The organism is Bacillus timonensis (assembly GCF_004799755.1).
Taxonomy (GTDB): domain Bacteria; phylum Bacillota; class Bacilli; order Bacillales; family Bacillaceae_L; genus Ferdinandcohnia; species Ferdinandcohnia timonensis_A.
On sequence record NZ_SLUB01000039.1, the window covers coordinates 1 to 12,088 of the forward strand.

General features: G+C 37.6%; 13 protein-coding genes and 1 riboswitch. Of the genes, 11 read left to right on the forward strand and 2 right to left on the reverse strand.

Going from position 1 to position 12,088, the window contains the following annotated elements:
- On the forward strand, positions 1–608 hold a 608-nt coding region (locus tag E1I69_RS17285; protein WP_207308564.1), incomplete at its 5' end, for a transposase.
- A 199-nt stretch (positions 609–807) separates the two neighbouring features.
- Here E1I69_RS17285 and yyaC read toward each other — a convergent pair.
- On the reverse strand, positions 808–1,425 hold the full coding sequence (gene yyaC, locus E1I69_RS17295; RefSeq protein ID WP_136380813.1) for a spore protease YyaC: 618 nt from the start codon (positions 1,423–1,425) through the stop codon (positions 808–810).
- 137 nt (positions 1,426–1,562) lie between these two features.
- On the opposite strand from yyaC, the gene E1I69_RS17300 reads away from it, so the two are divergent.
- The 7 genes from E1I69_RS17300 (at position 1,563) to rpsR (ending at position 7,567) form a co-directional block, all read left to right on the forward strand.
- A complete protein-coding gene (locus E1I69_RS17300; protein ID WP_136380814.1) occupies positions 1,563–2,582 on the forward strand; it encodes a YkvI family membrane protein in 1,020 nt (339 codons plus the stop codon).
- A gap of 47 nt (positions 2,583–2,629) precedes the next feature.
- Positions 2,630–2,827, forward strand: coding sequence for a DUF951 domain-containing protein (locus tag E1I69_RS17305; RefSeq protein ID WP_136380815.1), 198 nt, complete (start codon positions 2,630–2,632; stop codon positions 2,825–2,827).
- A 122-nt stretch (positions 2,828–2,949) separates the two neighbouring features.
- Complete coding sequence (locus E1I69_RS17310; RefSeq protein WP_431731889.1) at positions 2,950–4,956, forward strand: molybdopterin-dependent oxidoreductase; 2,007 nt, start codon at positions 2,950–2,952, stop codon at positions 4,954–4,956.
- A 119-nt stretch (positions 4,957–5,075) separates the two neighbouring features.
- Positions 5,076–6,176 carry a redox-regulated ATPase YchF gene (gene ychF / locus E1I69_RS17315; protein WP_136380816.1) on the forward strand — a complete coding sequence of 367 codons (1,101 nt, stop codon included), beginning with the start codon at positions 5,076–5,078 and terminating at the stop codon, positions 6,174–6,176.
- A 197-nt stretch (positions 6,177–6,373) separates the two neighbouring features.
- Positions 6,374–6,661 (forward strand): 30S ribosomal protein S6, encoded by a 288-nt coding sequence (gene rpsF / locus E1I69_RS17320; RefSeq protein WP_136380849.1) that lies wholly within the window; start codon positions 6,374–6,376, stop codon positions 6,659–6,661.
- Between the two features lie 54 nt (positions 6,662–6,715).
- Positions 6,716–7,282, forward strand: a complete 567-nt coding sequence (gene ssb, locus E1I69_RS17325; RefSeq protein ID WP_136380817.1) for a single-stranded DNA-binding protein — start codon at positions 6,716–6,718, stop codon at positions 7,280–7,282.
- Positions 7,283–7,327: 45 nt separating this feature from the next.
- Entirely contained in the window at positions 7,328–7,567 is a 240-nt protein-coding gene (gene rpsR, locus E1I69_RS17330; RefSeq protein ID WP_010677416.1) for a 30S ribosomal protein S18, read from the forward strand.
- 85 nt (positions 7,568–7,652) lie between these two features.
- On the opposite strand, the gene thiT is transcribed toward rpsR, so the two are convergent.
- The gene (thiT, locus tag E1I69_RS17335) at positions 7,653–8,219 is read right to left on the reverse strand and encodes an energy-coupled thiamine transporter ThiT (protein ID WP_136380818.1); all 567 of its coding nucleotides are present in this window, start codon (positions 8,217–8,219) and stop codon (positions 7,653–7,655) included.
- Positions 8,220–8,294: 75 nt separating this feature from the next.
- A riboswitch (TPP riboswitch) is annotated at positions 8,295–8,396 on the reverse strand.
- A gap of 229 nt (positions 8,397–8,625) precedes the next feature.
- Here thiT and E1I69_RS17340 point away from each other — a divergent pair.
- The 3 genes from E1I69_RS17340 to rplI are packed head-to-tail and all read left to right on the forward strand — an operon-like array spanning position 8,626 to position 12,000.
- Entirely contained in the window at positions 8,626–9,555 is a 930-nt protein-coding gene (locus tag E1I69_RS17340) for a YybS family protein (protein ID WP_136380819.1), read from the forward strand.
- 28 nt (positions 9,556–9,583) lie between these two features.
- Complete coding sequence (locus E1I69_RS17345; RefSeq protein ID WP_136380820.1) at positions 9,584–11,557, forward strand: DHH family phosphoesterase; 1,974 nt, start codon at positions 9,584–9,586, stop codon at positions 11,555–11,557.
- Entirely contained in the window at positions 11,554–12,000 is a 447-nt protein-coding gene (gene rplI, locus E1I69_RS17350) for a 50S ribosomal protein L9 (protein WP_136380821.1), read from the forward strand. The genes E1I69_RS17345 and rplI overlap by 4 nt, the downstream gene beginning before the upstream one ends.
- The last annotated feature ends 88 nt before the right edge of the window (positions 12,001–12,088 follow it).

Sequence of the window (12,088 nt, forward strand, 5' to 3'; positions counted from 1 at the left end):
GGGGAAAAATAAAAGAACAACTTCGTTATATTGGCCGTTATATTCGTCGACCAGCGATTGGAATCAATCGGATTGAGGCATATGATGGGCAATTCGTTACGTTCAAATATAAGGATAAAACTGACGGAAAAGACAAATCCGAAACCGTAAGTGTCGAAGAATTTATTTCACGTTTAATTCGCCATATCCCAGACGAGCAATTTAAAACTATTCGGCATTACGGTATGTATTCTAGAAGATCAAAAAACTTGTGTAAAAAAGTGTTGAGTACTTGGCAACAAAAAGCAAGACGTTGGGTTGTAAAAGTTAAGAAAACCTTACGTCGCCAGACGTGGCGTGAAAGAATAGTAGCCAGTGGCAAGAAAGACCCTCTCGTTTGTCAGAGGTGTGAATGTTACTATGAATACAAGGGAGAAGTCTGCCTTGAAAATGGTAAATTAGAAATAAAGGTAGCCTTATGCAAAACTACAAGAGCTTATTTAGAAAGGATGATTAACGATCTCACCGGTATCAAAAACCCGCAAAAAGGGAAAGAAAAAGAAGAAAAACATAAGCCTAAACCAGTCCAAGCAACAGAGCGTCAGCTATGTTTGTTTGGCGTGTCATGAGAAAGAAGAGATTCCTATTAACGTGGTAAGGGATTTCGATTTAATGGATGATGGAGATCCGACAACTCCTCCTATGTTTGCATGTGAAAAATGTGGGGGTGAAATGTATCCTGAGTATTATAAAGGGGTACATGGCATAGAGTACAAATTATCGGATATTCTCTAACCATGAAAAGGACCGGGCTATGCCCGGTTTTTCTTATAAGGTAAATCGATCCCTCTCATTTGGGTCGAGTTCCATCTTTCGAAGATACTTATGTTCAGCCCTATAAATACCATTTGAAATGGTATCTGCTAGTTTCATAACTAAACTTAATCTTGTATTTTGTAGGACGAAAAACTCCATAAATCCACTCACATTAACAATCCCTGTAATATGCATGTCACCAATAGGAGTTAATTCCTTGTTTACGCCCGCACCAGGCTTAATAGGTCCTTCACCAATAGTAATAGACCCTACGCTCTTTAAACGACCTAAACAGGCATCTATTCCAATAATAAAGGGATTTGCAAAAGTCTGTTTCATTTCCTCAATTTTATCTTGAAGATTAACTGCATGAATAGGTTCGTCCAAAGTGCCATATACATGAAAATAGGACAGTCCTTTTTCAATAATTTTTGAACCGATTAAGGGCCCGAGACAATCGCCAGTGGAACGGTCAGTGCCGATGCAAAAGATAACAATTGGCTGATTGACCATTGGTGGGAGCATTGAAGTAATTTTTAAGGCAATTTGGTGGTCAGCATATTCTTGATCATGTGAAATTCGAAAAGGTTCATTTCTTAGATGTTCAAATAATTTGTATCTTAGATTCATAGGTTTTTCACCCCTTTTTAACTGTAGTAACAGTATACGGAAGAATCTTATATTCTATACATCTGAAAAAAAGAATCTTAAGTTTGGATTTAGTTCGTTTTCGTAGATAGAGGAATTATGAGCGGCGGGGGGATTGTATGTATCAGGCAGGAATTCGATGGATGTTTCTAATTTTAGGTACGGCTATTGGTGCTGGCTATGCATCAGGTAGAGAAATTTGGCAGTTTTATGGTGAGCAAAGTGGTCTGGCTATTCTTTTTTTTACCATTATTTTTATCATTTGTTGCTATATCATAATGAAAATTAGCTATGAAAAAAAAGCGGAGCATTTTGTTCCGGTATTAAAAGAATTAGTAGGGGAAAAGGCCTCGCATGTATATGATGTCATTACGATTTTATATTTATTTTCCACGACAGTCGTAATGTTAGCTGGTGGTGGTGCAACTTTAGAATTGTTTAATATACCGTTTTGGTGGGGGATTTTGATTTTTGGCTTTTTCCTTGTTTTGGTGTTTTTATGGAATATCAATGGTTTAGTATCGATTAATATGGCAATTATTCCTGCCTTAATTATTTTTTTAATCACGGTTTTGTTTATTTTCTTAACATCGGCTGGAAAGGATTTCTCATTTAATCTCCAAGAGCAAAGCAACTGGCCGTCTGCGTTTACGTTTACAGCACTTAACATTTTACCACTTGTTGCTGTGCTAGGAGCGATTGGAAAAGAAATGAAATCAAAAGGAGAGGCATGGGTTGCGAGTATTGGAAGTGGATTGTTTTTAGGTGTTATAACTTTTATTTATAATGAAGCTCTTATTGAGGTTGCACAGGAAATAATGCTATATGAAATTCCATTGTTTGTGATCCTAAAGAACTTTCCTTATATAGCGGTATTTATTATGTCCATTCTCTTATTTGGCGCGATATTCACAACCGCTGCATCTGGATTATTAGGATTATCCACACGTTTTAAGGATATAATGAAAATGCCGTTGTGGATGATTGCGATTCTGCTGATTTTGCTGATGATACCCTTTACAACTTTTGGTTTTTCAACCCTTGTTTCAATTTTATATCCTATATATGGCATTGCGAATTTATATTTATTAGCTGTGATTTTACTTTATCCGATTGTAAACCGCTACAATTTCAAATGATTTCTTGGTACAATACTATAAAGAAGAAGTGTAGAAGGGTGAATGTCATGGTTGATAAAGACTACGGATTACATGATATTGTTGAAATGAAGAAACCTCATCCGTGTGGAACAAATAAATGGAAAATCATTCGACTAGGGATGGATATTCGTATAAAATGTGAAGGCTGTGCGCATAGCGTACTCATTCCACGAAAAGAATTCGGACGAAAATTAAAAAAGATTTTAGTAAAGCATGAGGAATAGAACCTCATGCTTTTTTTTGGGAAGATTTGCATCGGATTGATAAATCTTTTTTGTAGTATTTTGAAAAAGGTGATTTATAATATAGGATATGATAATTGGATCTACGTGGGGAGATGAGTGGATTGGCTACATTTAAATCTGCATGTCCGTTAAATTGTTGGGATAGCTGTGGTTTTGTTGTTGAAGTAGAAGATGGAAAAATTATTAAAATAGATGGCGATAAAGAACATCCAATTACAAAAGGGAAGATTTGCGGTCGAGGCCGTATGTTGGAAGCAAGAACAAACTCTGACCAACGGATTCTTTATCCTTTGAAAAAAATAGATGGAGAGTTTCAGAGAATAACGTGGGAACAAGCTTTAACTGAGATTTCAGCGAAACTTGCAGATGTGAAACAAAAATATGGTTCTACTGCTGTATTACATAGCCATGACTATGCAAATGGAGGACTATTAACAAAAATTCCGGATCGCTTTTTTAATTGTTTTGGTGGTTCTACTGAACTAATTGGAAGCATCTGTTGGGGTTCTGGAATTGAAGCGCAAAATTGGGATTTTGGAAATGCAGCAAGTCATGCACCGGAGGATATATACAATAGTAAAAATGTCGTTATTTGGGGAAGAAATGTGACTCGAACTAACATGCATCTTTTCGCTTATTTACAGGAAGTGAAAAAGAAGGGTGTTAACTTAATTGTCATTGATCCTATCTATAATGGTACGGCTAAAATTGCTCATTCATACATCTCCATTACTCCAGGTATGGATGGGTTCTTGGCGATTGGAATTATGAAGGAAATGCTTCGCTTGGGGCTCCAAAATCAAGACTTCATTGAAACCTATACAATTGGTTTTGAAGACTTAGTCGACGTAATAAACTCAGTATCAATGGAACAAATCGAGGAAATAACAAATGTTCCACGTGAAACAATTACAAATTTAGCATATGTTTATAGTGATGGTCCAACAGCGACCTATATGGGATTAGGAATGCAGCGTTATGCGAATGGCGGAAATACAATTCGTTTAATTGATGCCCTTGTTGCAAGTAGTGGGAATGTTGGAATTCCAGGTGGGGGTGCAAATTTCGGAAATACACAGGTTGGCCGAAGCTTTGATAGTGCTGCATTAACTCTTCCTGAGAGGAAACAGGAAACAAGAACATTTGTAATGGCAGAACAAGCGGAAAAAATCTTAACGGCCTCAGAGCCACCTATCAAAATGATCATGGTATCATGTGGAAATCCATTAACGCAGGTACCAAATACTGCACTAGTGGAGGAAGCTTTCCGGTCAGTAGACACGGTTGTTGTACTAGAACAGTTTATGACTGACACAGCAAGAATGGCTGATTATGTTCTCCCGTCAGCGACCGTTTTTGAAGAAGAAGATATATATTATTCATCCATGTACCATCATTTTGTCAATTATGGACCAAAACTAGTTGAAGCCCGTGGTGAGGCAAAATCAGATGTATGGATTTGGACTGAATTGGCAAAGAGGCTAGGCTTTGGAGAAGACTTTGACTATACAAGAGAAGAGTTTATAAAAATGGGATTAGGTTCATTACAGGATGAAGGAATTACATTTGACATCATTAAAGAGAAAAACCATGTTCCACTACCGGTACAGCTTGTTCCTTGGCATGATTATCAATTTGAAACTCGGTCGAAAAAATTCGAGTTTACTTCATCGCTAGGGGAGACAAAAGGGTATGATGGACGTTTAAAAATCTCATATCCAAGAGAATCTATTCATTCAAACCAAAGTTTAGCCCAAAAATACCCATATTCACTTTTAACGATTCATCCTTTACGTTCCAATCATTCACAAAATTATCATCTTATTGAAGGATTGCAATCAGTAAAGGTTGAAGTCTCAAAAGATATTGCAGAGATAAAGGGTTTAGAGCCAAATGATAGCGTTAAGGTGTTTAATGATCGTGGTGAAATTACAGGAAAGGTTCAAATTTTAAAGGATTCAGCACAGAATATTGTTTGTATTGATGAAGGACAATGGCATCTTTTTGGTGGTAGTGTAAATCAACTGACTTCTCATGAGGTTTCCGATAATGGGCTTGGAAGTACGTTATATGATTGCCTTGTTGGAATTGAAAAGATTGACGAATAGATATTTGCTATACTTACGTGAGCCGTTTCTAGCCGAAACGGCTTGTGTTTTTAATGAGGAATATCTATAATTGTTGAAGGCTAGTTAGTATGTTACGGATAAGAGGAGTGGAATAATCAATGGCGTTAACAGCAGGTATCGTTGGTCTTCCAAACGTTGGAAAATCAACTCTTTTTAATGCAATTACTCAAGCAGGCGCAGAATCAGCGAACTATCCGTTCTGTACAATCGATCCAAATGTGGGGATTGTAGAAGTTCCAGATGAGCGTTTAAATAAATTAACAGAATTAGTACAACCCAAAAAGACGGTTCCAACAACTTTTGAATTTACAGATATTGCAGGAATTGTTAAGGGTGCCAGCAAAGGGGAAGGTCTAGGAAATAAGTTTTTATCACATATCCGTCAAGTGGATGCGATTTGTCATGTTGTACGATGTTTTGCAGATGATAATATTACACACGTAGCGGGTAAGGTTGATCCAATTGCAGATATCGAGACAATCAATTTAGAGCTTATTTTAGCGGATTTGGAATCAGTGGATAAGCGTATTGATCGTGTTGCGAAGCTTGCAAAGCAAAAGGACAAGGATGCTGTTGCAGAGCATGAAGTGCTTGTTATGTTAAAAGAAGCATTTGAAAATGAACAACCAGCTCGTGCAATTGAATTTACAGACGAACAAATGAAGTATGTAAAAGGTATGCATTTATTAACAAGTAAACCAGTTTTATACGTTGCCAATGTTGGTGAGGATGATGTAGCCGATCCTTCTTCAAATGAGTATGTTCAATTAGTACGTGAATTTGCACAAAAAGAAAACGCAGAAGTTATTGTGATTTGTGCAAAGATTGAGTCAGAGATCGTTGAGCTTGAAGGAGAAGAAAAGGAAATGTTCCTTGAAGAGCTGGGAATAGAGGAGTCTGGACTTGATCAATTAATTCGTGCAGCGTATCATTTATTAGGCCTGGCTACGTATTTTACAGCTGGTGTACAAGAGGTAAGAGCATGGACGTTTAGAAAAGGAATGAAAGCTCCACAATGTGCGGGAATTATTCACTCTGATTTTGAGAGAGGGTTTATTCGTGCAGAGACTGTATCGTATGAAGATTTACTTGCAGGTGGGTCGATGACTGCTGCTCGTGAGGCAGGTAAGGTACGTCTTGAAGGGAAAGAATATGTTGTTCAAGATGGAGATGTCATTCATTTCCGATTTAATGTATAAGGAATATGTAAAGGAGCCACAGGACGAGTTTTCGTTTTGTGGTTTTTTTAAAAAGTCAGGACTCAGTAGAACAGATTTAAACATTTCTTGCCTACAATTTATTCATGTGATATAATATTTTTCTGTGAGTAATTGAAAAAATTGCTCCTTGCTCTTTTTAGATAAAGAGCCGTTAGTCCAAAAGGAGGTGTAACGTGATGAGAAAATACGAAGTTATGTATATCATCCGTCCAAACATTGATGATGAAGCGAAAAAAGCTTTAGTTGAGCGTTTTAATGGCGTTCTAACTGACAATGGTGCGGAGATTACAAACGTAAAAGAATGGGGTAAGCGCCGTTTAGCTTATGAAATCAATGATTTCCGCGATGGTTATTACATGATTCTTAACGTAGTGTCTAACCCTGAAGCTGTTAGCGAATTCGATCGTTTAGCGAAGATCAGTGAAGACATTATCCGTCATATCGTTGTTAAAGAAGAAGAATAAAAATATTTAAGAGTATAGACTCTGTTTCAATATCCTGTTAAGGAGATGGTTCTGATGATGAATCGCGTAGTTCTCGTTGGGAGACTTACAAAGGATCCGGAATTACGGTATACCCCAAGTGGAGTTGCGGTTGCAACCTTCACACTCGCAGTAAATCGAACATTTACGAATCAGTCAGGCGAACGTGAAGCTGACTTCATTAATTGCGTTGTATGGCGCCGACCAGCTGAAAACGTGGCGAACTTTCTAAAAAAGGGAAGTTTAGCAGGCGTTGATGGTCGTCTTCAAACGAGAAATTATGAAGGTCAAGATGGCAAACGCGTATATGTTACTGAGGTTGTAGCAGAAAGTGTTCAATTCCTTGAACCTCGAAATGCAAATGACCAACAGCGCAGCGGTGGAGGTAACTTTGGTGGCAATAATGGCGGAGGCTATGGTGGTAATCAAGGTGGCTATGGCGGCAACCAGGGTGGAAACCAAGGCGGTGGCCAAGGTGGATACTCTCCATTTGGACAGAGTCAGAACCCAAATCAAAACCAAGGACCTACAAGAGTAGACCAAGATCCATTTGCAAATGATGGACAGCCTATTGATATTTCAGATGATGATCTTCCATTCTAACTTGTTAGGCAATCGATAAAATGAAATTCGGAAGGAGGAAATAAAATGGCAGGCGGACGTAAAGGTGGACGTGCAAAGCGTCGTAAAGTGTGTTACTTCACAGCTAATGGAATTACACACATCGATTACAAAGAAGTAGATTTACTTAAAAAATTCGTTTCTGAGCGTGGTAAAATCTTACCTCGTCGTGTAACTGGTACAAGCGCAAAATACCAACGTAAATTAACAGTTGCTATTAAACGTGCTCGTCAAATGGCATTATTACCATATGTATCTGGTGAATAATAAACAAAAGCGATGATCGTCAATGCGGTCATCGCTTTTATTATGCTTATTTTTGACGGGACCAAGAGAACCGTCCCTGTGGTTCCTATTGCTGTTTTAGTACGATAAAACGTGGTGAAGCAATGATTAGGATTGATAATACGATTGTACATAATGCGAATGTTGCTAGCATTGTTATGCCGTTAAAGGTGAAGGAATACCAAACTGGGTTTTCAATTTCTGGTGCAAAGTATTCAATAAAGATAAAGCCAGCTAGGAAGTGCCAGAAGTAGCGTGCAAGACTACCAATAAAGATTGCAAAGGTAATGGCAATTAGCGCTTTTGATTTCTTGTTGTTTTTTAAACATTCCTGAACGATCGATTTGAATATTCCTCCTAATCCAATGAATGAAAAGGCAATAATATATTCCATAATGGCTTGAACAGGGTGTACAATCCATGGGTCAAATACTAATTGTAGTAATCCCCATAACAAACCAGATAACATTCCAATTTTTATACCCCATCTTAGAGCAATAATAAAAATAGGGACCATTGCAAATGAAATAGATATGGCTGGTGTAATATCAATCGATGGAAGTAAATCTAATACTAGTGCTAAGGCGGCAAAGATAGCTGCTTCAATCATTGCCTGTAATCTTGTGTTTCTCATAAAAAAATCCCCCTTGAAGTATGTTGTAAAAAAAACGCACCCCAAAGGAGAACAACTTTAATAAAAGTATAAGTTCTCAGGTAACTCTCACATCCCTACGCTAGCATTAACTAACAGGTTCGAAGGGTCTGAACTCTAATGTTCACTCTCAGCAAAATTGCTCCCCTAGTGGTTACGTTTATTCATTTAATTACTATCATAATAGAAATTAGGGAAAAGTAAAACAAAAAGTTTTCATTACAGACGAACTTCGACTAAAGGCTGACAGGTTTCTATGGCAACCTTCGAAGTCACCACCCTAAGTGGAGGTCCAAAAGTTGAAGACTTTCTAGTAAATCTTTAAAATAGAAAGTGAATGTAAAAATAGGCTCATGTTTTTAAGGGTCATATAAGTTGAGGTGAAAAGGTGAAAAACGCAAAAAACTTAACAGAAGGCGCCATGCTACTAGCTGTATATAGTGTGTTATTACTTCTTACTTTATATATCCCACTACTTGGAGCTGTACTTTCATTCCTTTTGCCTATACCATTTATCCTGTTTACGGTGAAATATAGGGTAAAGCAGTCATTCCTCTTTATACTAATTGCCTTTTTAGTATCTGGGCTATTAGGTTCGGTTTTGGGGATTATACATACGATTACGTTTGGAATTACAGGCATCTTACTAGGTGAATTGATTAACCGGGGAAGAAGTGGCATCGAACTATTTCTAGGCTCCTGTTTATCGTATCTGTTCTCAATCGTGCTACTGTATGTAACAGCTATAGTAGTTCTGCAAATTGATGTATTTGACATGATTCGAGAGAGCTCAAGGGAATCTTTTGCCATGGCTGAGAGTATAATGAGGGCAACAGGGGGCGAAGTGAATAAAGACGTCATTGCACATCTTGAAGAGTCAATTGACATGATGCAGTTTATGATCCCAAGTATGTTCGTTTTGCTCGCCATGCTTTTAGCCTTTGTTACGGTAGTCGCAATGAAACCAGTGCTTGTCCGACTCCAAGTGAAAATGAATCCATTTCCGCCTTTCCGTGAGGTTACTTTTCCTAAGAGTATTTTGTGGTATTACTTACTAATTTTACTTTTAAGCTTTGTTGAAATGGAAAAAGGAACGTTTGGGTATACGGCTTTTTTAAATCTCTTTTTTATTTTGCAGTTATTAATGGTCATTCAAGGTCTGTCCTTTATTTATTATTTTTGCCATCAAAGAGGAATTACAAAGGCTGTGCCAATTATACTGACAATCTTAACACCATTTCTCCTTTATATTATTCGAATCTTAGGTATAATTGATATAGGGTTTCAACTGAGAAATCGAATTAACGGAAGAAAGTAAAACAAAGCTTTAGGGAGCTGAAAATTACATGCCAGACTTTTACAAAAGGAAGTTATTTCGCTATCCTATTTATGCATTGCTTGTGATTACAAGTATTTTTAGTGCAATTCTTGTTTATTTTAAATGGATGCTTGGGTTAGCATGTTTTCTGCTCCTTGGATTTATTGTGTATTTTTTATTAAAAGCAAACTCAATTCTAAAAAAGGAAATGGAGCATTATATTTCAACCCTTTCGTATCGCTTAAAAAAGGTTGGCGAAGAGGCGTTAATGGAAATGCCGATTGGGATCTTGCTTTATAATGAGGAATTTCAGGTTGAGTGGGCTAATGCCTATTTATCGAACTTTCTTGACGCAGACACGCTGGTAGGAAGATCGCTTTATGAAGTTGAGGAACTGATTGTACCCTTAATTCAACAAGAGATCGACAGTGAGACAATTACATTAAATGAGCAGAAATTCAAGGTCATCATAAAGAGAGAAGAACGTTTACTTTATTTCTTTGATGTAACTGAACAAATGGAAATTGTGCAATTGTATGAAGCAGAGCGCACTGTTTTGGGAATTATCTTTTTAGATAACTATGATGAAGTAACCCAGGGAATGGATGATCAACGAAAAAGCTCGCTTAATAGCCAAGTGACATCCATACTGAATGAATGGGCGAATGAGCACGGTGTCTTTTTAAAGCGGACTTCATCTGAGCGATTTATCGCGGTGTTGAATGAAGAAATCCTATCAAATCTTGAAAAAACAAAATTCACGATTTTGGATGATGTAAGAGAAAATACAGCAAAAGATAGCGTAGCATTAACCCTAAGTATTGGGATTGGAATAGGAGTTCCAACACTTCCAGAGCTAGGTGCCGCGGCACAATCAAGTTTAGACCTAGCACTGGGACGTGGTGGAGACCAAGTTGCGATTAAACTTCCGAATGGGAAGGTAAAGTTTTATGGCGGCAAAACGAATCCTATGGAAAAACGGACTAGGGTCCGCGCACGCGTGATTTCACATGCATTAAAGGAAATTGTCTCTGAAAGTGATAAAGTCATCATAATGGGCCATAAATACCCTGATATGGATGCGGTAGGGGCTTCCATTGGAATTCTAAAAGTAGCTCAAATGAACCATAAAGAAGGGTACATTGTTTTAAATCCGAATGAAATTGATTCAGGTGTAGGACGTCTACTTGAGGAAGTGAAAGAAAATACAGAACTCTGGTCCTATTTTATTACACCGGAACAGGCTCTTGAAATCGCTACAAACGACACGCTCCTTGTTGTTGTAGATACCCATAAGCCGTCGCTTGTTATTGAGGAAAAACTTGTATCAAAGATTGATAAAGTAGTGGTCATTGACCATCATCGTCGTGGTGAGGAATTTATACAATCACCTTTACTCGTATATATGGAACCATATGCGTCATCTACAGCAGAGTTGGTTACAGAGCTTCTTGAATATCAGCCAAAGCGTAAGAAAATCGATATGCTTGAGGCAACTGCTTTACTAGCGGGAATTATTGTTGATACAAAAAGCTTTACGCTTCGAACAGGCTCGAGAACATTCGATGCGGCATCCTATCTACGTGCTCAAGGTGCAGATACCGTCCTAGTTCAAAAATTCCTTAAGGAAAACATGGAACAGTTTAAAAAACGTTCAAAACTGATTGAATCAGCGTTTATTTATAAAAATGGAATTGCCATTGCAAAAGGAAAAGAAAATGAGACGTACGATCAAGTGATGATTGCTCAGGCAGCAGATACATTGCTAACGATGAATGACGTAGTTGCCTCATTTGTGATTTCCATCCGCCATGATTTAAGAGTTGGAATCAGTGCGCGGTCATTAGGAGAGGTCAATGTCCAGATAATTATGGAAGGTTTAGGTGGTGGTGGCCATCTGACGAATGCAGCTACTCAGCTAGCGGACACAACGATCGAAGAAGCAGAAGAACAGCTACTTTTAGTTATAGATGAGTATTTAGAGGGAGGTACTAAGGAATGAAAGTCATTTTCTTAAAAGATGTAAAAGGTAAAGGAAAAAAAGGAGAAGTGAAAAACGTATCTGATGGATATGCACACAATTTCCTTTTCAAGCAAAACCTCGCGATTGAAGCGACACCAGCAAACATGAAAACATTAGAGGCAAAGAAAAATAAAGAATCAAAAGAAGCTGCAGAAGAATTAGCACAATCAAAGCAATTAAAAGAAAAGGTTGAGGCTTTAACGGTTGAATTACAAGCAAAAGCGGGTGAGGGCGGCAGACTTTTCGGATCTGTAACTAGTAAGCAAATTGCCGATGAGCTTGCGAAAAAGCATGGAATTAAAATTGATAAGCGTAAATTTGATCTTCCGGATGGAATTAGAGCATTAGGTTATACAAATGTCCCTGTAAAATTACACCCAGAAGTATCAGCAACTGTAAAAGTACATGTCAAAGAACAGTAATTTCCATTGAAATAGAACATAGAAAACAGATAGAATGAAAAATGTGGTTTTGTTTACATACAGGATCACATTTTTTTCATATAATAAG